Origin of the sequence: Citrobacter sp. wls717 (genome assembly GCF_005280955.1) — a bacterium.
GTDB lineage: Bacteria > Pseudomonadota > Gammaproteobacteria > Enterobacterales > Enterobacteriaceae > Citrobacter > Citrobacter werkmanii.
This window is the reverse complement of record NZ_SZWW01000053.1, coordinates 1-23808: the sequence shown is the minus strand read 5'-3', so window position 1 is coordinate 23808 and position 23808 is coordinate 1. Positions and strand designations below refer to the sequence as shown.

The window sequence follows — 23808 nt, the reverse complement described above, 5'->3', positions numbered from 1 at the left end:
CAAAAACAGTTACTTCGACTGCACCGGTATGTACATTTCAATGTCCCAGTAGCCATCCTCGATGCCATTGTTCATGTACACTTCAAAGCAGGGTTTAGTAGCTATTTCGAAAGTCGTATCTTGCATCAGGCAGTCAAAAAACTGGTACCACGGCGTCGCAAAGTCATGATTTTCTACACGCGCAACGGCAACAGCATAGTCGCCACCCGCCACTTCGGTCAGGATCACCCCTTCGCTGTTTTCCGGGATCGCAAAATCTTCAGGCACAGATACCACGGTATCGCAACGCAGTTTCTCCGCCGGGACAACGTCAGGATTGTCGTAATAAACGGCTATCCATTCCAGCGGAACAATTTGCTTCCCGTCGACCCACTTCATTAACTGCTCAAAACCTTGCTTTACCGTTTGTTCCCACGGACCAACCATGTGAAAACCGGCAAGCCTGCGTTTATCGACCTGTTTAATCTCGTACTCCATATAACCTCCGTGATTACACTGTATGTATATACAGTGCAATTTTTAGGTATTACGGCCACAAGTAAATAGTGATTATTATGTGAGCATATTCGCACTCTTGCCAGTCAGGCATTCCAGGAAATAACTACGCCTTGTGGTGGAAATAATCGCTCAGACGCGAGAAAACGCCACCTTCGCTGACGGACTCCAGCGTAACCAGAGGCCAGTGCGCCACCAGCTTATCCCGATCGTAGAGTTCAATTTCACCCACACGCTGATGTGCCGCGATTGGTGCAACCAGTTCTTTCTTATCAAGGACATATTTTGCTTTAATGTTAGCCACTTCCGCTTTAGGCAGGGCCATCCAGAAATCCTGCTCGGTGCCCAGGCTGATTTTTTCTTTGTCGCCATACCAGATCCGTTCAGTACCGACCTGCTTACCGCTACGCAAAACCTGCACCGTATCGAAGTTTTGTTGCCCCCATTGCAGCAGCTTACGCGCCTGGTCTTCACGGCCTTTCGCACTCTCCGCCCCCATCACAACCGCAATCAGTCGACGTTGTCCATCAACGGCGGAAGCGATCAGGTTGAACCCGGCCCCGGACGTATGCCCTGTCTTCAGACCATCAACGTTCATGGTTTTATCCCACAACAGGCCATTACGGTTTTGCTGCGTGATTCCGTTCCAGGTAAGGCTTTTCTCACTGTACATATGGTAGAAATCCGGTTCACCATGGATGATAGCCCTCGACAATACGGCCAGATCGTAAGCAGAGCTATGCTGACCTGGCGCATCCAGACCATGGACCGTTTCAAAATGGGTGTCCTGCAGGTTCAACTTTTGCGCATAGTTGTTCATCATCGCGACAAACTGCGGTTGTCCCCCGGCGATGTAATCAGCCAGCGCCACGCAGGCATCATTACCTGAATCAACAATTAGCCCGCGGCTGAGGTCGCGCACCGAAACACGATCGCCTTGTTTCAGGAACATCAGGGATGAACCGACGAATACCGGATTGTCTTTCGCCCAGGCATCGCGCCCAACGGTGACAATATCGGTTGGACTAATGCGCTTACTGTCGATTGCGCGATCAACAACATAGCCGGTCATCAGCTTGGTCAGACTGGCGGGGTTACGTTGCTGGTGTTCATTACCGGCTGTCAGAATTTGGCCCGTGGTGTAATCCATTAATACCCACGCCCCGGCATTTATCGCAGGCGGCTGTGGGGCGAAGTTGGCGGCATCGGTCGCCCAGGCGGACGTAAAACTCATCGTGAATAGTGAAGCGGCAATAAACAAACGGCGTTTCAACAGCATGTCCTCAGAAAAGGGATAAATAGCCGTTCTTTTTACGGAAGTTCTGTCGAACAAACTTGAATAAATTGCAAGAAAATGTGACATAAGGCACATTTTCTTGCTGTCATACAAGGCTGTCAGCGACAAACCGCGCGCGAAATTATCCTTTGCGTGGCGCAGTCTCTGCGTGATGGCTGCGATGGCGATGGTAGCCGTCGATCATACTGCGGAAAATTTGCCCTGGCGTGTCGCCCAGCGTGCACAGGTAAATATGGGCGCAGATGAACAGTAAGCCGACAATCGCTAGCGCCATATGCAGCACCAGCATTATCGGCCCCGCCCCTGACACCTGCGGGTAGAGGCATAACAACCCGGTGATGATCAACAGCGGAACCAGCGCGTACATAATGGCCAGGTAGGCCAGTTGTTGCAGTGGGTTAAATTTATCCTTTGCCGTTGCGGCAAACGGGTGCGGCTCGCCTTTCATGATGCCATACAGATAAAAACGCGTTTGCAGCAGGCAGCGTGATATCAACCCGTTTAACTTCACGCGATAATGGCAGCCGTTGCCGCTGGTTGCGTTTATTAACACAAAGCCAATCCAGAAGGCCAGCAATGCGAAGCCGCACCAGGTATGTACCTGCACCATCAACGCTACCGGTCCGACAGAGAAGTGGCCAAACAGGCCGCTCAGCAAAAGCAGAATAAAGAGCAGCGCATTTCCCCAGTGCCAACGGCGAACAGCCAGCGAATAGAGGTACTCCCGGTGCTCCTCTCCGGTTACCGTTTTTGGCGCCAGCATCCGACGTAACAGCGCGTGCGTGACCAGGCCCGCAATCATTAGCACAACAATAACGCCCGCATAAATGAGCCACAGCGGCCAGTAGTCCGGCGCATAGTTAAGTTCCGCTCCCCAGATAGAATTCATACTTTACCCTCCTGATGGATCTCTTTACGCCGATAAACACTCACCGGGCCACTACGCGTATCCCGCTGGCGATAAACCTCTTTTTGATTGATCCAGTGCTGGATTTCCGGGTCATCGCGACGACCAAACTTCAACGCATCCGTCGGACAAACGGAAACGCAGGCGGGCGACTGTTCAACATCCAGACGGGTATCCGCGCAGAAATTACATTTGTCTGCGATTCCCGTTTGTGGATTGAGGTAGCGCACATGGAACGGACAAGCAGCGACGCAGTAGTCACAGCCAATACAGCGGGACTTATCCACCTGCACAATGCCGTTTTCATCGCGGAATGATGCACCGGTTGGACAAACGCTGACGCACGGCGCATCTTCACAATGCTGGCAAGAAACACGAACAAACTGGAAATGGGAAAGCGCCTCGGGTTCATGTTCCGGTGAACGAATCTGCACCTGTAAGCGGCTAAAACCTTCAGGCACGTCATTCAGTACCTTGCAGGCAACCGTACACGCCTGACAACCAATGCAGCGTTTTTCGTCATGCAGCATGACATAAGGGTTTGTTGATTGATTCATGATGTACTCCTTTCTCATGCCCGACGAAGCGTAACGCCAGCGGTGTGGACTACCGTACCTGACACCGGACTGGTGACATGCGGAAGCAAATTACCGCAATGAATACCGTGCGTCGTCGCGGCTGTTTTGGCTCCTGCCTTGGCGCCAAATCCCATATAGACGAATAGCGTATCGGGTCGAATACCGGCGGTGACCAACGCTTTGCCTTTTTCCTTACCGGTTGCATTTTCCAGCCAGATGTCATCGCCGCTTTTGATGCCTTTTTCACGGGCCGTTTGCGGGTGGATCCACACCGCGTTGTCCCACATCAGCTCACTCAGCAGTGGCACATATTGCGTTGCGCCATTGGTATGAACCGCCACTTTCCCCTGAATAAAATAGAGCTCATTGTCGCCTTTGAGCGCAAAATTGCGGGCGCGAGGAACACCGTAGCCTGGCAGGAGTGTTTCCAGCTCGGCAGAGTAGAGTTCGATTTTTCCTGACGGGGATTTAAAACGCAGCTGCTCACCATAAGTGCCGTCGCTATCAACCGCTACCGCGCCCGGATAGCGTGCCACAAACTGACGCACCGCTTCGGGTTCGCGCAGCAATAGCGGAACGCCCCACTCGCGATACCCTTTCTGACGCAGCTCAGCAGATAACGCATGATCGCCATTAAGCTGGTACAGCTGGCGCGTTTGCATATCCTGCCATGGGTAGAATTGCCCAAGGCCTAACTGAACAGCCAGTTCTTTCCAGATTTGCCAGCTCGGACGCGCGTCACCGATAGGCTCAACCACCTGCTGACGCAGGGCATAGGCTGGATTGAGCCCAGACATATCAGAAACTTCTTCATCGCGTTCAAGGTAAGTACATTCAGGCAAAAGATAATCGGCATACGCCGCGCTTTCGCTTAAATAGACATCGCAACTGACCACCAGGTCGAGCTGTTCAACGGTCTTGACCAGGTCTGGTCGACAGGTCACGGTCTGGAAAGGGTTGTGTCGGGACATGATCCATCCCTTCACCGGATACGGCGTTTGCTTTAAGACGGCATCAATAATGCTTTGCACTACGCCGCCGCCGGCCGTGATGTACTTGAACTGCGGGGCCACCAGATCGATACGCTGCGCCGTTGGCTTGGGTAATTTGGCATCGGGTTTTGCCAGCACGGGAGCGACTTTCTCTCCGGCCAGCTTATTGTACGTTGCCGCCGCTTTTTTCTGATACAACCCACCCTCACGCTCAATATTTCCAAGTAACACATTGAGGGTGAAAATCATGCGCCGCATATCAATTTCTTCTTGCGAAAACGTCGCACGATGACCCGGACTGACAATGGCGTGAGGGGCGCAGGCGGCCATTTCGCGGGTGACCCGGATAATCACATCGGCAGGCACATCAGCGAGCTTTTGCGCCCATTCCGGCGTGGTCTCCTGGACCGCCTCAGCCAGTTGGTCAAACCCTGTGGTGTAGCGTGTAACAAAGTCTGCGTCATACAGATTTTCTTTGATCATGACGTGACACATGGCCATCAGCACCGGTAAGTCGCCGCCAGGCTTAAGCGCATGCCATTCATCCGCTTTGCTGGAGAAGACGGATAAACGGGGATCAAAGCTGACCATCTTCGCGCCCTTTTCCTGCGCGGTCATCAGTTCATGGGTGTCGGCAACCTCAATGCCTTCATAGAGGTTATGGCCAAAAGAGACCATATAACGGGTATTGACGATATCCATGGCTAAATCGCCACCCATCATAACTTTAGCGGCAATCGCTTTTCCGGCGGGGCATGTCGAGGCGTGAGTAAACGTGTTCGGCGATCCAAAAGCCGTCGCGAGGTGAAATAAATGGCCGGAAAGCGAACCGGACTTGGAAGAGAATACGACCCCCTCAGGACCATGCTGCGCTTTTATTGCCGTCATTTTTTCGGCAATTTCTTTATATGCCTGCTGCCAGCTAATTACCTGCCACTCACCGCTCCCGCGAGGTCCTGTGCGTTTCATCGGTTTAACAATACGATGCGGGTCGTTGACCAGGCTAACACCGCTGCCTCCGCGCGCGCAGACACGCGTCCCCTGCTGAGGCGCATTAGGGTTTCCTTGAATAAAAACCGTCTTATTATTAATTACCTGAGCCTGAATTGGGCAGCGAAAAGAACACATTTCGCACAAACTTGGCGTCAGGGATGTTTTCCCTTTTATGTGCTCGGGAGAATTCCGCGCCAGTGCGCCTGGTGGAAAACTGCCTATCGCACAGGCTGAGCAACCTATACCCACCCCTCGTAAAAAATTACGCCGACTTATGCTCATATAACCTCCTGTTATTAGATATATCCAATTATTATATGGAGTTTATATTATTAATTTTTAACCTCACTCACATTTTATTACAATGCATACAAGCGCATTAATAGAAATATAAGATCGTTGTTTTTAAAAGACTTTTAAAACATCCAGAAAACAGAAAATGAAATAACAATAATGGTTATCAATTAACTTACTTCCCAAGGTGGGATTTTAAGAAAGTTTATTCCAGTAATTTCCTTTAACGGTAAGAAAATAATTAATCATTCGTTCAAAGCCGTGTTCAGCGCAAATTTCTTGCGTAAGCCATTCCGCATCGATAATCCTCTTGCTGATTACCTCGCTATTTTTTGGTATTCTTGGATAAGCGCTAAATTGATCCCGGACATAACTGAACAATGAATGACGGCAAGCAGCAACCTGGTTTTCTCTTCCACGATTACGAGACTTTTGGTACCCATCCGGCGCTGGACAGACCCGCGCAATTTGCGGCTATCCGCACAGATAATGATTTCAACATTATCGGTGAACCTGAAGTCTTTTATTGCAAACCCGCAGATGATTATCTGCCACAGCCCGAGGCGGTGCTGATTACCGGCATCACCCCGCAAGAAGCACGTGAAAAGGGAGAAAATGAAGCTGCTTTTGCTGCGCGTATTCACGCCCTGTTTACCGTACCGAAAACCTGTATTCTGGGCTATAACAACGTGCGCTTCGATGATGAAGTGACGCGAAATATCCTGTATCGCAATTTCTATGATCCCTATGCCTGGAGCTGGCAGAACGATAATTCGCGCTGGGATCTGCTGGATGTAATGCGTGCCTGCTATGCCCTTCGTCCTGAAGGTATTAACTGGCCGGAAAACGACGATGGCTTGCCCAGCTTCCGCCTGGAACATTTGACCAAAGCGAATGGGATTGAGCATGCCAATGCCCACGATGCAATGGCCGATGTGTATGCCACGATTGCGATGGCGCAATTAGTCAAGTCACGCCAGCCTCGTCTGTTTGAGTATCTCTATAGCCATCGTAATAAGCACAAACTGGCGGCGCTAATTGATGTGCCGCAGATGAAGCCGCTGGTCCATGTCTCGGGCATGTTCGGCGCATGGCGCGGTAACACCAGTTGGGTGGCGCCAATGGCCTGGCATCCGGAAAATCGCAACGCGGTTATCATGGTCGATCTGGCCGGTGATATTTCACCGCTGCTCGAACTGGACAGCGACGCGCTGCGTGAGCGGCTCTATACCGCTAAGGCAGATCTGGGAGATAACCCCGCAGTGCCGGTTAAACTGGTGCACATCAACAAATGTCCGGTACTGGCACAGGCGAATACCCTGCGCCCGGAAGATGCCGATCGTCTCGGTATTAACCGCCAGCATTGTCTGGATAATCTCAAAATTCTGCGCGAAAACCCCCAGGTGCGCGACAAAGTCGTGGCTATCTTTGCCGAGGCGGAACCCTTTGCGCCATCGGATAACGTAGATGCCCAGCTATACAACGGCTTTTTCAGCGATGCCGACCGCGCTGCGATGAAAATCGTTCTGGAAACCGAACCGCGCAATTTACCGGCGCTGGATATCACCTTTGTCGATAAACGCATTGAAAAGCTGCTGTTTAACTACCGCGCGCGTAACTTCCCCGGAACGCTGGATGAAGCCGAACAACAGCGCTGGCTGGACCATCGTCGTCAGGTATTCACGCCGGAGTTTTTGCAAAATTACGCCAATGAATTACAGATGCTGAGTCAGCATTATGCGGATAACAAAGAGAAGCTGACGCTGCTGAAAGCACTCTGGCAATATGCGCAAGAGATTGTCTAAATCCCACGTATAAAAAAACGGAGAACATGTCTCCGTTTTTTTTCAGCTAAATGCAGTTATTACGCGATATCTTCGTCGTACTGCGGTACCGGGTTGCGGAAGCTTTTGGTCACGCACGCCAGGTAGATCAGACCGATACCCGCCCAGATCAGGCCCAGAACCATTGAGCTTTCTTCCAGGTTCACCCACAGCGCGCCAACGGTCAGCGCACCGCACATTGGCAGGAACAGGTACTGGAAGTGATCTTTCAGCGTCTTGTTACGCTTCTCACGGATCCAGAACTGGGAGATTACCGACAGGTTAACGAAGGTAAACGCCACCAGCGCACCAAAGTTAATCAACGCCGTCGCCATCACCAGGTCGAAGTTGATTGCCAGCAAAGCAATCGCCCCAACCAGAATGATGTTCATGGACGGAGTACGCCATTTCGGGTGTACATAACCGAAGAAACTTTTCGGGAATACGCCGTCACGACCCATCACGTACATCAGACGCGCAACGCCTGCATGCGCCGCCATACCGGACGCCAGTACGGTAATGGTAGAGAAAATCAGCGCGCCGACCTGGAAGAACTTACCAGCAACATACAGCATGATTTCCGGCTGCGAAGCATCCGGATCCTTAAAGCGCGAGATATCCGGGAAGTACAACTGCAACAGATAGGTGGAGACGATAAAGATCAGGCCACCAATCAGCGCAGTCAGGAAAATCGCACGCGGGATCACGCGTTCAGCGTCTTTGGTTTCTTCTGACAGGTTGCTGATACCGTCAAAACCGGTGAACGAGAAGCACAGGATGGTAGCCCCGGTGATCATCGGGATCACGTGCGCATCACCCGACCAGAACGGACGGCTACTCGCCAGCGTACCGGCGCCTTCCCCTTCGAACACACCATAAACGACCATGCCGAGGATCACTGCAATCAGCACCACCTGCAACAACACGATCACGGTGTTGAAATTAGCGACGGACTTGAGGCTACGCAGGTTGAAGGCGGTCATAAAGGCCACCAGCGCCACCACGAACATCCACGATGGAATCGAAGGCACCAGCGCTTCAAAATAAATTTTCGCCAACAGAATGTTGATCATCGGCGCGAACAGGTAGTCCAGCAGCGATGACCAGCCAACCATAAAACCAACGGTCGGGCTAATGGATTTCTGAGCGTAAGTGTAGGCAGAGCCTGCGGACGGATAGCGGCGTACCAGTTTACCGTAGCTTAGTGCGGTAAAGAGGATGGCGATCAGTGCGAAGGCGTAAGCTGTCGGGACGTGACCATCGGTCATTCCTGAGACGATACCGAATGTATCGAACAGCGTCATCGGCTGCATATAGGCAAGGCCCATCATGACAACCGGAACCAGCGTAAGCGTTTTACGTAATTCCACGCGAGAGGTGTTTGGAGTAGCGTTATGCGACATGGTTATCCTCCATTACGGCGAAAACCGTCGCGTAAGCAAAAAATTGCCCCATTTTTTGTTAATCCTCAGCGACAACAACTGTCGATTTTTAAGTAAGTATCTATCCGGTACGAAGCCCGGCCTCTTTTATGAATGATTGGTTTGATGCAAAAAAATAACCGACGCGTATTAAAACGTCGGTTAATGTCATTTTTTGCAAGCGGCGTATTTTGCACTAATTTGGGGAGAAATAACAAGAGATTGAAGCAACTGTAAAAAAATATTTTTTCTCAACTGATTGATTTATCAGCATCCGTTTTAACGTACACCCCGGCAATAGCACTATTTGCTAAAATCTCGTCCCGCCACCAGGCGCTGGCAAGCCCGGCGGTCTGTTCATTCCACCCTATCCACACGGGTTCAAACAGAATTTGTCCGACCACTTTCTTCTCAATCAGCGCGCCGCTGTCCAAAAATCGCTGCGCCAGATAACGGGGAATATATCCGCATCCCAGACCACTGATTTGCAGCTCCAGCTTGGTTTTGAAGTCAAAAACGGTAATCGCTTCCTGATCGTCCAACACCTGAACGCCGGAGATGTTCGCTTGATGCGCATTCTCTCCCACCACGATGGCGCGAAATCGTCGAATAGTACGCCGATTTAACGGTTCCTGTTCCTGCGCCAGCGGATGATGCGGCGCAACCACAAACACCTGTTCCAGCGCGCCAAGCCGCGCAAAACCAAATTCGCTCCCCGCCGGCGGTTCGTGCATAGCGCCGACAATAATATCCGCCCGCCCCTGAGTAAGTGCATCCCAGGAACCACCCAGCACGCCGTTAATAAACTTCAGGCGCGTCACACTGTGATGTTGATAGAAGGATTCGATAAGGGGGGCCAGCAGTGAAAAGGGAAATGTATCATCGACGCCGATGACCAGTTCATTCTCCCAGCCTTCATGAAGTTTAATGGCTTGCTTTTCGAGTTCGCGGACGGAGTGCAATACCTCTCGCCCCTTTTCCAGCAGCATTTGACCGGTGCGGGTAAACTTAGCCCGGTGCCCACTGCGATCTAATAACTGAATATTAAGATCGCTTTCCAGTTTATGGACGGTGTAGCTAAGCGCAGACGGCGTCTTATACAATTTTACCGACGCCGCCGCGAAACTGCCCTCTTTTTCTAACGCATCGAGGATGATAAGAACGTCCAGCAGTGGTTTCATACTCGCCCCCTGGCGGTATACAGCGACACTCTGCTGGCCTGTCACTCCATCGGCATCACCAGCGGATCGGGATACTGGTACTCAAATCCAAGCTCATTACAAATACGGCTGCCATCAATGACTTTACCTTTACCGTTATCCGCACCGCCGCGAAATTCCGGCGGTTCCATCCCCAACTGGCGGGCCATCTGCGGATAGAACACGTTACGCGCCGGATGCATAGGCGCACATATATTATAGATGTGTCCCCCTTTGGGCGCTTGCAGCAGCAACGTGATGGCAGAAACGACATCATCCAGGTGCACCAGATTGACGCCATGGTTTCCATCTGGCGCCGTCTTGCCAGCGAAAAAGCGGCCGGGATGTCTTCCCGGGCCAACCAGTCCGGCCAGACGCAGAATATCTACCGAGGTGCCAGGCAGGTTATGCAACCAGTCTTCAAGATCTTTCAGAACACGCCCGCTGGCGGTGACCGGGTTACGCGGCGTCCCCTCTTTCACGATACCCTGGACATCGCCATAGACCGACGTCGAGCTGGTAAAAATAATCCGCGGGATCCGGTACGCCAGCGCACTGTCAACCAGTTCCTGCATGGCCTGCAGGTAAAATGTCTCCCCCGGCCCGCTACGGCGCGCAGGTAGCGTTATAACCAGTGCATCAGCGTCCATGAGCGCGTCGAGATCGTCAGCCTCACAGACCAGTTCAGGCTCCAGGCGCAGCGAGTAACTCTCGATACCGCTCATACGGGCCGCTTCTACCCCATCCAGTGTGGTTTTGCTGCCGGTAACCTGCCAGCCTCTCGCCGCCAGCGACATGGCTAACGGCATGCCTAACCAACCTAACCCGACAATTGCGACCTTTTTCATGCCTTCTCTCCTGACTTTTGGCCTATAACGCAAGGCTACGCCAGCTCACGGTGGCTGACAATTCATAGTATCAATATGAAATGAATTAATGATCAAAAAAAGCCCTTGCTTTCCGTAGCTAAAGTGGTTTAGGTTAAAAGACATCAAATGAATAAACATTCATCGAGAAAATTTATGACACGCGCTCAATTTAAACACCATCATCACCATCATCCTGACTAGTCTTTCAGGCGATGTGTGCTGGGAGACATTTAAATCTTCCAGCGGTGCATGAGCGTATGAGAAAGCCCCCGGAAGATTTCTTCCGGGGGCTTTTTTTTGTGCGTGACCCAAACTGATTCAGACAGGATAACGAGGAACAAACAATGTTAGACAACACCCGTTTACGCATAGCTATGCAGAAATCAGGCCGTTTAAGCGACGATTCACGCGAATTACTGGCCCGTTGCGGCATTAAAATTAATCTTCACACCCAGCGCTTAATTGCGATGGCAGAAAATATGCCGATTGATATCCTGCGCGTGCGTGATGACGATATCCCGGGTCTGGTGATGGACGGCGTCGTTGATCTGGGCATTATTGGGGAAAACGTTCTGGAAGAAGAGCTGCTCAACCGTCGGGCACAGGGTGAAGATCCTCGCTATTTTACCCTGCGTCGTCTGGACTTCGGCGGCTGCCGTCTTTCGCTGGCGACGCCGGTTGATGAAGCCTGGGATGGCCCGGCAGAACTGAACGGGAAGCGTATCGCCACCTCTTACCCGCACCTGCTCAAGCGTTACCTCGATCAAAAAGGAGTGTCATTTAAATCCTGTCTGTTAAACGGTTCTGTCGAAGTCGCGCCCCGCGCGGGCCTGGCCGATGCAATCTGCGATCTGGTGTCAACCGGCGCGACGCTTGAAGCTAATGGTCTGCGTGAAGTGGAAGTGATTTACCGCTCTAAAGCGTGTCTGATTCAGCGCGATGGCGAAATGGCCGCAGCCAAACAGCAACTGATCGACAAACTACTGACCCGCATCCAGGGGGTTATTCAGGCTCGCGAATCCAAATACATCATGATGCACGCACCGAGCGAGCGTCTGGACGAAGTTATCGCCCTGCTGCCTGGCGCTGAGCGCCCAACCATTCTGCCACTGGCGGGTGATCAGCAGCGCGTGGCCATGCACATGGTCAGCAGCGAAACCCTGTTCTGGGAAACAATGGAAAAACTGAAAGCGCTCGGCGCCAGCTCTATTCTGGTGCTGCCGATTGAGAAGATGATGGAGTAACGACCATGAGCTTCAATACCCTGATTGACTGGAATAGCTGTAGCCCTGGGCAGCAGCGCGAATTACTGATGCGCCCGGCGATTTCAGCCTCTGAAAGCATTAGCCGCACGGTGGCCGAGATCCTTGAAAATGTCAAAAACAACGGCGACCAGGCATTGCGCGAATACAGCGCGAAGTTTGATAAAACCGAGGTCGGCGCGCTGCGCGTCACTGAGGAAGAAATTCAGCAGGCCGGGAATCGTCTGAGCGACGAGCTGAAACAAGCCATGCAGGCGGCAGTACGTAATATTGATACTTTCCACAGCGCGCAGATCCTGCCGCCGGTGGATATCGAAACCCAGCCGGGCGTGCGCTGCCAGCAGGTTACCCGCCCCATCGCTTCCGTGGGCCTGTATATTCCAGGGGGATCGGCACCGCTGTTCTCTACTGTATTAATGCTGGCGACCCCGGCGCGTATCGCGGGCTGTAAAAAAGTGGTGCTGTGCTCGCCGCCGCCGATTGCCGATGAAATCCTCTACGCCGCGCAACTCTGTGGCGTGAAAGAAGTGTTTAACGTGGGCGGCGCACAGGCCATTGCCGCGCTGGCACTGGGCACGGAGTCTATTCCAAAAGTCGATAAAATCTTTGGGCCGGGCAACGCCTATGTGACCGAAGCCAAGCGCCAGGTCAGCCAGCGTCTTGACGGCGCGGCAATCGATATGCCCGCCGGACCGTCCGAAGTATTGGTTATCGCCGACAGCGGCGCAACGCCGGATTTTGTCGCCTCCGACCTGCTCTCTCAGGCCGAGCACGGCCCGGACTCGCAGGTGATCCTGCTAACGCCGGACGCTAAGCTTGCCGAAGGCGTGGCCGAAGCCGTTGAACGCCAGCTCGCCGAGCTGTCCCGCGCCGACACCGCGCGTCAGGCGCTCTCCGCCAGCCGTTTAATCGTGGCGAAAGATCTGGCACAGTGCGTTGAAATCTCCAACGCCTACGGTCCGGAGCACCTGATCATTCAGACCCGCAACGCACGTGAGCTGGTGGAAGGCATAACAAGCGCCGGTTCGGTGTTCCTTGGTGACTGGTCGCCGGAATCCGCAGGCGACTATGCTTCCGGCACTAACCACGTGCTGCCAACTTACGGCTATACCACAACCTGTTCCAGTCTGGGGCTGGCTGATTTCCAGAAACGGATGACCGTACAGGAATTAACACCACAAGGTTTCTCTGCGCTGGCCGCCACCATTGAAACCCTGGCCGCGGCTGAGTTGCTGACCGCCCACAAAAATGCCGTCACCCTGCGCGTTAACGCCCTGAAGGAGCAAGCATGAGCACTGACAACTTTCTCAGCGTCACTGATTTAGCCCGTAAGAATGTCCGCGAGTTAACGCCTTATCAGTCTGCCCGCCGTCTTGGCGGTAACGGCGACGTCTGGCTCAATGCGAATGAATATCCCACCGCCGTTGAGTTTCAGCTAAGTCAGCAAACGCTGAACCGCTATCCGGAGTGCCAGCCGAAAGCCGTGATTGAGAATTACGCGCAGTATGCAGGCGTCAAGCCGGAGCAGGTGCTGGTCAGTCGTGGCGCAGATGAAGGGATCGAGCTGCTGGTGCGCGCTTTTTGCGAGCCGGGTAAAGATGCGATTCTGTACTGTCCGCCGACTTACGGCATGTACAGCGTCAGCGCTGAAACGATTGGCGTTGAATGCCGTACCGTCCCGACACTTGACGACTGGCAACTGGATTTACAAGGTATCGCGGACAAGCTTGATGGTGTGAAGGTGGTCTACGTATGCAGCCCTAATAACCCAACGGGCCAGTTGATTAAGCCGCAGGATCTGCGTTCGCTGCTCGATATGACGCAGGGTAAAGCTATCGTGGTTGCCGATGAAGCGTATATCGAGTTTTGCCCGCAGGCCACGCTGGCGGGCTGGCTGTCTGAATATCCGCACCTGGTAATTTTACGCACACTGTCCAAAGCGTTTGCTCTCGCCGGTTTACGCTGCGGGTTTACGCTGGGAAATGAAGAAATTATCAATCTGCTGTTAAAGGTGATCGCCCCTTACCCGCTCTCTACACCGGTGGCGGATATCGCCGCCCAGGCGCTGACGCCGCAAGGCGTTGCCGCCATGCGCCAACGCATCCAGCAGATCCTGCAAGAGCGTCAGTACCTGGTGGAGAACCTGAAAACAATTCGCTGTGTAGAACAGGTTTTCGATTCTGAAACCAACTATGTTCTGGCGCGCTTCACCGCCTCCAGCAGCGTATTTAAATCTTTGTGGGATCAGGGCATTATCTTACGAGACCAGAACAAACAACCTTCGTTAAGCGGCTGCCTGCGTATTACTGTCGGAACCCGTGAAGAGAGCCAGCGCGTCATTGACGCCTTACGTGCGGAGCAAGTATGAGCCAGAAGTATCTTTTTATTGACCGTGATGGAACCCTGATTTCCGAACCGCCAAGTGACTTTCAGATCGATCGCTTTGACAAACTGGCTTTTGAGCCGGAAGTCGTTCCCGTTTTACTGAAGCTGCAAAAAGCGGGTTTTAAGCTGGTGATGATCACCAACCAGGATGGACTGGGAACCCAGAGCTTTCCACAGGCTGATTTTGACGGCCCGCATAATCTGATGATGCAAATATTCACCTCTCAGGGCGTGAGGTTTGATGACGTGCTGATTTGCCCGCACTTGCCGGCCGATGAGTGTGATTGCCGTAAGCCAAAAGTGAAGCTGGTTGAGCAATATCTGGTTGAACAGGCTATGGACACCGAGAACAGCTACGTCATTGGCGATCGTGCCACAGATATTCAACTGGCTGAAAACATGGGGATTAGCGGATTACGCTATCACCGGGACACCCTGACCTGGGCGATGATCGGCGAGCAGTTGACCAAACGTGACCGCTACGCGCACGTTGAGCGCAATACCAAAGAAACGCAGATTGACGTCAAAGTCTGGCTGGACCGCGAAGGCCAAAGCAAAATCAATACTGGCGTTGGCTTCTTTGACCACATGTTGGATCAAATCGCCACCCACGGCGGTTTCCGTATGGAGATAGCCGTCAAAGGCGATCTGTATATTGACGATCACCACACCGTAGAAGATACCGGTCTGGCGCTGGGTGAGGCCTTAAAGCTGGCATTAGGTGATAAACGTGGTATCAACCGTTTTGGTTTTGTCCTGCCGATGGACGAATGTCTGGCACGTTGCGCGCTGGATATCTCCGGACGTCCGCACCTGGAATACCGCGCTGAGTTTACCTACCAGCGCGTTGGCGATCTGAGCACAGAGATGATTGAACACTTCTTCCGCTCACTCTCCTACACCATGGGCGTCACCCTGCACCTGAAAACCAAAGGAAAAAATGACCACCACCGTGTGGAAAGCCTGTTTAAAGCCTTTGGCCGCACGCTGCGTCAGGCGATTCGCGTAGAAGGCGATACGCTACCCTCCTCAAAAGGAGTGCTGTAATGAACGTAGTGATCCTGGATACCGGCTGCGCCAACCTGAATTCGGTGAAATCCGCCGTTGCGCGCCATGGATACGACCCGGTTGTCAGCCGCGATGCGGATGTGGTGCTCCGGGCCGATAAGCTGTTTCTACCCGGCGTTGGTACTGCGCAGGCGGCCATGGACCAGTTGCACGAGCGTGAACTTATTGAACTGATTAAAGCCTGTACGCAACCGGTGCTGGGGATCTGCTTAGGCATGCAACTGCTTGGTCGCCGCAGCGAAGAGAGTAACGGTGTCTCCCTGCTGGGCATTATTGAACAAGACGTCCCCAAAATGACCGATTTTGGCCTGCCGCTGCCGCATATGGGCTGGAACCGTGTGTATCCACAAGCAGGCAATCGTCTGTTCCAGGGTATTGACGATGGGGCGTATTTCTACTTTGTCCACAGCTACGCGATGCCAGTGAACCCATGGACCATCGCCCAGTGTCATTACGGTGAACCGTTTACCGCGGCAGTCCAAAAGGACAATTTCTTTGGCGTGCAGTTCCACCCGGAACGTTCGGGTGCGGCTGGGGCGCAGTTGCTGAAAAACTTTCTGGAGATGTAATGATTATTCCGGCATTAGATTTAATCGACGGCACGGTGGTGCGTCTTCATCAGGGTGATTACGCACAGCAACGTGATTACGGCAACGATCCACTGCCCCGCCTGCAGGATTACGCGGCACAAGGCGCACAGGTACTGCACCTGGTCGATCTGACCGGGGCAAAAGATCCGCAGAAACGACAAATACCACTGATTAAAACGCTGGTCGCGGGCGTCAATGTTCTGGTACAGGTTGGCGGCGGTGTGCGTACTGAAGCGGACGTTGCGGCACTGCTTGACGCCGGCGTGGCGCGCGTGGTGGTCGGTTCGACGGCGGTAAAATCCCCTGAGGAAGTGAAGAGCTGGTTTACCCGTTTTGGCGCCGACGCGCTGGTGCTGGCGCTGGACGTACGCATTGACGAACACGGTAATAAACAGGTTGCGGTCAGCGGCTGGCAGGAAGATTCCGGGGTTTCACTGGAAGAGCTGGTGGAAACCTATTTACCCGTTGGTCTGAAGCATGTGCTGTGCACTGATATCTCCCGCGACGGTACGCTGGCGGGTTCAAACGTCGCGCTTTATGAAGAAGTGTGCGCTAAATATCCGCAGGTGGCGTTTCAGTCATCTGGCGGTATAGGTGGAATTGAGGACGTAGCCGCCCTGCGCGGGACTGGGGTTGGCGGCGTGATCGTCGGACGAGCCCTGTTGGAAGGTAAGTTCACCGTTGAGGAGGCCATCCAATGCTGGCAAAACGCATAATTCCTTGTCTGGACGTTCGCGATGGACAGGTGGTAAAAGGCGTCCAGTTTCGCAATCACGAGATTATTGGCGACATCGTTCCGCTGGCAAAACGCTATGCCGATGAAGGCGCAGATGAACTGGTCTTCTACGATATCACCGCCTCCAGCGATGGCCGTGTAGTCGATAAAAGCTGGGTATCGCGCGTGGCGGAAGTGATCGACATTCCGTTCTGCGTTGCCGGTGGGATTAAGTCCATTGATGATGCGGCGCGTATTCTCTCCTTCGGGGCGGATAAAATCTCCATCAACTCCCCGGCGCTGGCTGACCCGGAGCTTATCACGCGTCTGGCGGACCGCTTTGGCGTACAGTGCATCGTGGTGGGTATCGATACCTGGTATGACGCCGCAACCGGTAAATATCACGTTAACCAGTATACCGGTGATGAGAGTCGTACCCGCATCACGCAGTGGGAAACGCTGGATTGGGTGCAGGAAGTGCAGAAACGTGGCGCAGGCGAAATCGTGCTGAACATGATGAATCAGGACGGTGTGCGTAACGGCTACGACCTGGAACAGCTGAGAAAAGTGCGCGACGTTTGCCACGTACCGCTGATTGCCTCCGGTGGCGCAGGCACCATGGAACACTTTCTCGAAGCCTTCCGTGATGCTGACGTTGACGGCGCGCTTGCCGCTTCCGTTTTCCACAAACAAATTATCAATATTGGCGAGTTAAAAACGTACCTGGCAACACAGGGCGTGGAGATCAGGATATGTTAACGAAGGAACAATGTCGCGAACTGGACTGGGAAAAAACCGACGGATTGATGCCGGTCGTGGTGCAGCATGCGGTATCCGGCGAAGTATTGATGCTGGGTTATATGAACCCGGAGGCGCTGGATAAAACGCTTGAAAGCGGTAAGGTAACTTTTTTCTCGCGGACCAAACAACGGCTGTGGACCAAAGGTGAAACCTCTGGCAACTTTCTTAATGTGGTTAACATCGCGCCTGACTGCGACAACGACACCCTGCTGGTGCTGGTTAACCCGATTGGGCCAACCTGCCACAAAGGCACCTCAAGCTGCTTTGCTGACACCAGTCACCAGTGGCTGTTCCTGTATCAGTTAGAACAACTACTGGCTGAGCGTAAAACCGCCGATCCGGCAAGCTCTTACACGGCGAAGCTGTATGCCAGTGGCACCAAACGTATTGCGCAGAAAGTGGGGGAAGAAGGCGTGGAAACCGCACTGGCCGCCACCGTGCACGATCGTTTTGAACTGACGAATGAAGCTTCTGACCTGATGTACCACCTGCTGGTTCTGCTACAGGATCAGGAGCTTGATCTGACCACCGTGATTGAGAACTTACGTAAGCGTCATCAGTAATCGGCAGACGTAAAAAAACCGGGCGCTGTGAACTGCCCGGTTTTTTTGTGCTCAGAATAAAACTGCCTTCGGCCTGCTACGCTCTGGCTTTGTAACCACGCAGCGCATTTCGCCCCAGCACGATACCTGCACCAATCATTCCCCCCAGCAGAACGGCCAGTACCAGGGTAATGGCTTTTTTCGGACTGTCACGACGAATCGGTAACGTTGGTTTCATCACGTAGCGATAAGAGTGCAACTCTGCCCCTTCAAGCTTAAGATTTCTGATATCCAGCAGTTTTTGTTTTGTCTGGAAGTAGTTATCAGACAATATCAAAGGACGCGTAGCCTCGTGTTCAACCATAGATTTCAGGGCATCGCTACCCAGCAACAGCATGCTGTCCTGCGTAACATCCTGGGTTTGTTGAATTTGCGGCTTAATCACACCAGCCTGTTCAGCATAACGCAGCGCTTCCTGGATTTGCTTAATTCGCAGATCTTTTTGTTCCTGAGCGACCACTTCCTGAGTCTTCAGAGAATCTTCAAGAGTACTGGTTTGCAGCTTGATGTTATCAGCCAGGTCAAGCTCCAGCTCTTTAGCAACATTTTCATCTGTTTGTTGAATGTATTCAGCCAGCTGACGCTGAGCATCTTCTGGAGAACTCGCCACATAGGAGACCTCTAACGGCAACTGTTGGCCTTTAACAGACTGCTCAATCGACAGTTTCTGTGGTTTTTCCTGATTAGCAAGCGTTTCTGCCAATGCAGAAAAAGAGGTACTGAAACGACCAACCACATTTGTCTGAAGTTCAGTCGCCTTAGGCGCGTTAGTGCCATACAACACGTTGAGGGCATTGTTATAGGTGGCAATTTGTCCAACATCCGGTTGAGTAATAATTGCGGTAGAGGTCCATTTCTCTTTAGCAACCGCCAGATAGCCCACCGCCAGAACAATGGCAACAACAATCGCGACAACGATAGTGACTTTCCCACGCCATAACTGCATCAGCAAATCAATCAGATCAATCTGTTCCGGATCGTTACCGCGCCCGGACATGTTGTTATCACTTACAGACATAGATACCCTAATTAAGGAAGGAAGGACTTAAACTCGAATTAGTTTAGCTAAAAATTGAAGCAATTCCATAGGATTAATGATAAAAAATCAAATTGATTGAGAGATTTTGATTGGTATTTTAGTCACTTGAGAAAAAAGGAAGGAATTTAAAAAAAGTGTCAATACTGAATGGCCACTCTTTGCAGGAAAAGCGTCAAACAGCGGGTTAAATGTCATCAAGCGTAAATGCCAGACATTCTCGTTAATTAAAAATTCACGGCATGAATATTTATTAACTTACCACTAAAAATGGCATGCGTAAAAAGGATAACCATTAGCTTTTTTGCCATCTGACGGTATTATTTCACTTTTCGTCGCACCAGATAGTGCCTGGCTGCTTTTTAGCCGAAAAGAGGAACGAACATGAAATACCTGGTTACGGGGGCTGCTGGTTTCATCGGCTTCCATGTTAGCAAACGCCTCCTTGAGGCTGGCCATCAAGTCGTCGGTATCGATAATCTGAACGATTACTACGACGTGAGTCTAAAGCAGGCCCGTCTGGATCTGCTGGTACACCCCGGCTTCCAGTTTCATAAGATTGATTTAGCCGACCGGGAAAGCATGTCAGCACTCTTCGCATCCGGGCATTTTGATCGTGTGATCCATCTCGCTGCCCAGGCTGGCGTACGCTATTCACTCGAAAATCCTCATGCTTACGCAGACTCCAATCTCACAGGTTTTCTGAACATACTGGAAGGTTGTCGGCATAATAAAATTCAGCATTTACTTTATGCCTCTTCGAGCTCGGTATACGGCATGAATCGCAAAATGCCTTTCTCAACTGATGATTCCGTCGATCACCCCGTATCCCTGTATGCTGCAACCAAAAAAGCCAACGAACTGATGGCCCATACGTATTCTCATCTGTACGGATTGCCCACAACCGGCCTGCGTTTCTTTACCGTATACGGTCCGTGGGGTCGCCCGGATATGGCGCTATTCAAATTCACCAAAGCGATGCTGGAAGGGAAAAGTATTGACGTCTATAACTACGGCAAAATGAAGCGTGACTTTACCTATATTGGTGATATCGCAGAAGCAATTATTCTCTTGCAGGATGTCATTCCTGCGCCCAACGGGGAGTGGACTGTTGAAAGCGGTTCCCCGGCAACCAGCTCCGCGCCGTATTGCGTCTACAATATCGGCAATAGTTCACCGGTTGAACTGATGGATTATATCAAAGCTCTGGAAGAAGCTCTTGGCATCGACGCGACAAAAAATATGCTCCCGCTACAACCCGGTGATGTGCTGGAAACCAGCGCGGACACCAAAGCACTGTATGACGTTATTGGTTTTAAACCTACAACAACGGTTAAAGATGGGGTTAAGAACTTTGTTGACTGGTACCGTGATTTCTACAACGTTTAATTAGTAACCTGCTTAAAATAAAAAGGCCTTTAATAAGGCCTTTTTTGTCGAGATGATGATTAATCACTACCGAACAAATCGCGGGTATATACTTTTTCTGCAACATCTGCCAATTCAGACGTCATTCGATTAGAAATAATAACATCCGCTTCATTTTTAAACGCGTTTAGATCGCGAACTACCCGAGAGTGGAAAAATTCATCCTCTTCCATGACCGGTTCATAAATAATAACGGGTACGCCCTTGGCTTTAATACGCTTCATGATCCCCTGAATAGAAGATGCACGGAAGTTATCAGAGCCACTTTTCATGATCAATCGGTACACGCCAACCACTTTAGGCTTACGCGCCAGAATGGAATCTGCAATAAAGTCTTTGCGCGTACGGTTAGCATCGACGATCGCGCCGATAATGTTATTCGGCACAGACGCGTAGTTCGCCAACAGTTGCTTAGTGTCTTTCGGTAAGCAGTAGCCACCGTAGCCAAAGGACGGATTGTTGTAATGATTACCAATACGCGGGTCCAGACATACGCCTTCAATAATTTGCCGGGTGTTCAGACCAAGGCTTTCGGCATAGCTATCAAGCTCGTTGAAATAGGCCACGCGTAACGCCAGATAGGTATTAGCGAACAGCTTGATGGCTTCGGCTTCAGTAGAATCAGTAAACAGCGTCGGAATATCTTTCTTCACCGCACCTTCCTGCAACAGCGCGGCAAACCGTTCTGCACGTTCGGAGCGTTCACCTATAACGATACGCGACGGATGCAAATTGTCATATAGCGCACGACCTTCACGCAGGAACTCAGGCGAGAAGAAAATATTATCAATGCCAAACTGTTCTTTAATTGAATTGGTAAAACCAACCGGAATGGTGGATTTGATGACCATCACCGCTTTTGGGTTAATTGCAACCACATCGCGGATAACGGACTCGACGCTGGAGGTGTTGAAGTAGTTGGTCTTCGGATCGTAATCAGTCGGTGTCGCGATGATCACATAATCCGCATCACGATATGCATCATACTTATCAGTCGTTGCACGAAAATTCAGCTGCTTTGTCGCCAGGTACTCTTCGATCTCTTTGTCAACAATCGGCGATTTTTTCTGATTCAGCATCTCGACCTTCGCCGGGACGATATCCAGAGCAACCACTTCATGGTGCTGGGCGATCAGAATACCGTTGGATAAGCCGACATAACCTGTTCCTGAGATAGTTATCTTCATTCGCTCTGTAACTTCTTCCAGTTAAACATTGAGGTTGAGCACACCACCAGCATTGTGGCGGATCGGCTCAGCATTGAATGAGTATATCGTGATTTGCTATAGCACCGCCTATCAGACCTGACCGAATCCCATTTTTTGACAATAAAAAAGCCCGGAGGAGCGCTCCGGGCCTGGATTTATGGTTAGGCTAAATCAGATTAATCCAGCCATTCGGTGTGGAACACGCCTTCTTTATCGATGCGTTTATAAGTGTGCGCACCGAAGTAGTCACGCTGGGCCTGAATCAGGTTCGCCGGCAGTACCGCAGCACGGTAGCTGTCGTAGTAGGCAACGGCAGCAGAGAAAGTCGGTACCGGAATACCATTTTGCACAGCGTAAGCCACGACATCACGCAGCGCCTGCTGGTACTCATCAGCAATGTTTTTGAAGTACGGAGCCAGCAGCAGGTTAGCGATACCCGCATTCTCCGCATAAGCATCGGTGATTTTCTGCAGGAACTGCGCACGAATAATGCAGCCCGCGCGGAAAATCTTCGCGATCTCGCCGTAGTTCAGATCCCAGTTGTACTCGTCAGACGCAGCACGCAGTTGAGAGAAGCCCTGCGCGTAGGAGACGATTTTGCCCAGATACAGCGCGCGACGCACTTTCTCAACAAACTCAGCTTTATCGCCAGCCAGTTTGGCCTGCGGGCCGGACAGCACCTTAGATGCCGCCACGCGCTGATCTTTCAGAGAAGAGATGTAACGCGCGAATACGGACTCGGTGATCAGCGACAGGGGTTCGCCCAGATCCAGAGAGCTCTGGCTGGTCCATTTACCGGTGCCTTTGTTCGCTGCTTCGTCCAGGATCACGTCAACCAGGTATTTACCCTCTTCATCTTTTTTGGTGAAGATGTCTTTGGTAATGTCGATCAGGTAGCTGCTCAGCTCACCTTCATTCCACTCGGTGAAGGTGGTTGCCAGTTCTTCATTAGACAGGTTCAGGCCACCTTTCAGCAGTGAATAGGCTTCAGCAATCAGCTGCATGTCGCCGTATTCGATACCGTTGTGAACCATCTTCACGTAATGACCCGCGCCGTCAGCGCCGATGTAGGTCACGCACGGCTCACCATCTTCCGCCACAGCAGCAATTTTGGTCAGGATCGGCGCAACCAGTTCGTAGGCTTCTTTCTGTCCACCAGGCATGATTGACGGGCCTTTCAGTGCGCCCTCTTCACCGCCGGATACGCCGGTACCGATGAAGTTAAAGCCTTCTGCGGACAGTTCACGGTTACGACGGATAGTGTCCTGGAAGAAAGTGTTACCACCATCAATGATGATGTCGCCTTTATCCAGATACGGCTTCAGGGAGTCGATGGCAGCATCTGTGCCTGCGCCCGCTTTCACCATTAACAGGATACGACGTGGGGTTTCAAGAGACTCGACGAACTCTTTCACCGTGTAATAAGGAACCAGTTTCTTACCCGGATTCTCGGCAACAACTTCTTCAGTTTTTTCGCGGGAGCGGTTGAAGATGGAGACGGTATAACCGCGGCTTTCGATGTTGAGCGCCAGGTTGCGCCCCATCACTGCCATACCGACGACGCCGATCTGTTGCTTAGACATTACATACTCCTGTCAGGTGTGGTCACCGCGCAAGGTATGCGCGGCTTGAATGTAGTCCAGATGTTAACTCAGTAATAGGATGAATGAATAGCTTTTGCTGACCTATGTCACACTGTTCGCCAAATCCTGTCGTCATGAGGTGACGTTGAAATGCCCTCTAAAACACACTTTTCTATTTCCTGAGTAATTCAAGAATCAAGTTTGTTTTTTCTTCCATCAGTGCTGTATCAGCACGCGATTCCACGTTCAGGCGCACCACCGG

At 51.8% G+C, this 23808-nt stretch carries 21 protein-coding genes, 2 pseudogenes and 1 other annotated feature; of the genes and pseudogenes, 11 read left to right on the top strand and 12 right to left on the bottom strand.

The window, feature by feature from the left end; translation table 11 throughout:
* Window positions 1-9: 9 nt before the first annotated feature.
* The 5 genes from sbmC to phsA form a co-directional block, all read right to left on the bottom strand.
* Window positions 10-477 (bottom strand): DNA gyrase inhibitor SbmC, encoded by a 468-nt coding sequence (gene sbmC / locus FDX09_RS20025; protein WP_137347756.1) that lies wholly within the window; start codon window positions 475-477, stop codon window positions 10-12.
* Between the two features lie 124 nt (window positions 478-601).
* Entirely contained in the window at window positions 602-1774 is a 1173-nt protein-coding gene (gene dacD / locus FDX09_RS20020; protein ID WP_137347755.1) for a serine-type D-Ala-D-Ala carboxypeptidase DacD, read from the bottom strand.
* Window positions 1775-1913: 139 nt separating this feature from the next.
* The gene (gene phsC / locus FDX09_RS20015; protein ID WP_085047964.1) at window positions 1914-2681 is read right to left on the bottom strand and encodes a thiosulfate reductase cytochrome B subunit; all 768 of its coding nucleotides are present in this window, start codon (window positions 2679-2681) and stop codon (window positions 1914-1916) included.
* Window positions 2678-3256: a thiosulfate reductase electron transport protein PhsB gene (phsB, locus tag FDX09_RS20010; RefSeq protein ID WP_121529227.1), complete on the bottom strand. Its 579-nt coding sequence runs from the start codon at window positions 3254-3256 to the stop codon at window positions 2678-2680. Before phsB ends, phsC begins: the two co-directional genes overlap by 4 nt.
* Before the next feature lie 14 nt (window positions 3257-3270).
* On the bottom strand, window positions 3271-5544 hold the full coding sequence (gene phsA, locus FDX09_RS20005) for a thiosulfate reductase PhsA (protein WP_137347754.1): 2274 nt from the start codon (window positions 5542-5544) through the stop codon (window positions 3271-3273).
* A 392-nt stretch (window positions 5545-5936) separates the two neighbouring features.
* On the opposite strand from phsA, the gene sbcB reads away from it, so the two are divergent.
* Window positions 5937-7361 (top strand): exodeoxyribonuclease I, encoded by a 1425-nt coding sequence (gene sbcB, locus FDX09_RS20000; RefSeq protein WP_137347753.1) that lies wholly within the window; start codon window positions 5937-5939, stop codon window positions 7359-7361.
* Between the two features lie 59 nt (window positions 7362-7420).
* Here the strand turns inward: sbcB and plaP are convergent, their stop codons facing one another.
* From plaP to FDX09_RS19980, 3 genes and pseudogenes are all read right to left on the bottom strand, one after another.
* Window positions 7421-8782, bottom strand: a complete 1362-nt coding sequence (plaP, locus tag FDX09_RS19995; RefSeq protein ID WP_003030167.1) for a putrescine/proton symporter PlaP — start codon at window positions 8780-8782, stop codon at window positions 7421-7423.
* Window positions 8783-8996: 214 nt separating this feature from the next.
* Window positions 8997-9981 (bottom strand): annotated as a pseudogene (locus FDX09_RS19985) (LysR substrate-binding domain-containing protein).
* A 41-nt stretch (window positions 9982-10022) separates the two neighbouring features.
* Complete coding sequence (locus tag FDX09_RS19980; RefSeq protein ID WP_038641716.1) at window positions 10023-10847, bottom strand: SDR family oxidoreductase; 825 nt, start codon at window positions 10845-10847, stop codon at window positions 10023-10025.
* A 174-nt stretch (window positions 10848-11021) separates the two neighbouring features.
* Between FDX09_RS19980 and hisL the strand changes: the two genes are divergently transcribed.
* From hisL to hisIE, 9 genes are all read left to right on the top strand, one after another.
* Complete coding sequence (gene hisL / locus FDX09_RS19975) at window positions 11022-11069, top strand: his operon leader peptide (protein WP_100250077.1); 48 nt, start codon at window positions 11022-11024, stop codon at window positions 11067-11069.
* Window positions 11045-11167 (top strand) — a sequence feature (His leader region). (Overlaps the previous gene by 25 nt.)
* A 45-nt stretch (window positions 11168-11212) precedes the next feature.
* Complete coding sequence (gene hisG / locus FDX09_RS19970; RefSeq protein ID WP_038641718.1) at window positions 11213-12112, top strand: ATP phosphoribosyltransferase; 900 nt, start codon at window positions 11213-11215, stop codon at window positions 12110-12112.
* A 5-nt stretch (window positions 12113-12117) separates the two neighbouring features.
* Window positions 12118-13422 (top strand): histidinol dehydrogenase, encoded by a 1305-nt coding sequence (gene hisD, locus FDX09_RS19965; protein ID WP_087855982.1) that lies wholly within the window; start codon window positions 12118-12120, stop codon window positions 13420-13422.
* Window positions 13419-14498 carry a histidinol-phosphate transaminase gene (gene hisC, locus FDX09_RS19960; protein ID WP_087855981.1) on the top strand — a complete coding sequence of 360 codons (1080 nt, stop codon included), beginning with the start codon at window positions 13419-13421 and terminating at the stop codon, window positions 14496-14498. The genes hisD and hisC overlap by 4 nt, the downstream gene beginning before the upstream one ends.
* The gene (gene hisB / locus FDX09_RS19955; RefSeq protein WP_087855980.1) at window positions 14495-15562 is read left to right on the top strand and encodes a bifunctional histidinol-phosphatase/imidazoleglycerol-phosphate dehydratase HisB; all 1068 of its coding nucleotides are present in this window, start codon (window positions 14495-14497) and stop codon (window positions 15560-15562) included. The genes hisC and hisB overlap by 4 nt, the downstream gene beginning before the upstream one ends.
* Window positions 15562-16152: an imidazole glycerol phosphate synthase subunit HisH gene (gene hisH / locus FDX09_RS19950; RefSeq protein ID WP_038641727.1), complete on the top strand. Its 591-nt coding sequence runs from the start codon at window positions 15562-15564 to the stop codon at window positions 16150-16152. Before hisB ends, hisH begins: the two co-directional genes overlap by 1 nt.
* The gene (gene hisA / locus FDX09_RS19945) at window positions 16152-16889 is read left to right on the top strand and encodes a 1-(5-phosphoribosyl)-5-[(5-phosphoribosylamino)methylideneamino]imidazole-4-carboxamide isomerase (protein WP_087855979.1); all 738 of its coding nucleotides are present in this window, start codon (window positions 16152-16154) and stop codon (window positions 16887-16889) included. Before hisH ends, hisA begins: the two co-directional genes overlap by 1 nt.
* A complete protein-coding gene (hisF, locus tag FDX09_RS19940) occupies window positions 16871-17647 on the top strand; it encodes an imidazole glycerol phosphate synthase subunit HisF (RefSeq protein ID WP_038641731.1) in 777 nt (258 codons plus the stop codon). The genes hisA and hisF overlap by 19 nt, the downstream gene beginning before the upstream one ends.
* Window positions 17641-18252 (top strand): bifunctional phosphoribosyl-AMP cyclohydrolase/phosphoribosyl-ATP diphosphatase HisIE, encoded by a 612-nt coding sequence (gene hisIE / locus FDX09_RS19935; RefSeq protein WP_137347752.1) that lies wholly within the window; start codon window positions 17641-17643, stop codon window positions 18250-18252. The genes hisF and hisIE overlap by 7 nt, the downstream gene beginning before the upstream one ends.
* Window positions 18253-18328: 76 nt before the next feature.
* Here hisIE and wzzB read toward each other — a convergent pair whose 3' ends face one another.
* Complete coding sequence (gene wzzB, locus FDX09_RS19930) at window positions 18329-19309, bottom strand: LPS O-antigen chain length determinant protein WzzB (protein ID WP_121529233.1); 981 nt, start codon at window positions 19307-19309, stop codon at window positions 18329-18331.
* 402 nt (window positions 19310-19711) lie between these two features.
* Between wzzB and FDX09_RS19925 the strand changes: the two genes are divergently transcribed.
* Window positions 19712-20716 carry an NAD-dependent epimerase gene (locus FDX09_RS19925; RefSeq protein WP_137347751.1) on the top strand — a complete coding sequence of 335 codons (1005 nt, stop codon included), beginning with the start codon at window positions 19712-19714 and terminating at the stop codon, window positions 20714-20716.
* Window positions 20717-20775: 59 nt separating this feature from the next.
* Here the strand turns inward: FDX09_RS19925 and ugd are convergent, their stop codons facing one another.
* From ugd to FDX09_RS19910, 3 genes and pseudogenes are all read right to left on the bottom strand, one after another.
* Window positions 20776-21942, bottom strand: a complete 1167-nt coding sequence (gene ugd, locus FDX09_RS19920; protein WP_121529235.1) for a UDP-glucose 6-dehydrogenase — start codon at window positions 21940-21942, stop codon at window positions 20776-20778.
* 197 nt (window positions 21943-22139) lie between these two features.
* Window positions 22140-23546 carry an NADP-dependent phosphogluconate dehydrogenase gene (gndA, locus tag FDX09_RS19915; RefSeq protein WP_069323513.1) on the bottom strand — a complete coding sequence of 469 codons (1407 nt, stop codon included), beginning with the start codon at window positions 23544-23546 and terminating at the stop codon, window positions 22140-22142.
* Window positions 23547-23718: 172 nt separating this feature from the next.
* Window positions 23719-23808: pseudogene (locus FDX09_RS19910) on the bottom strand (phosphomannomutase); the annotation flags it as partial.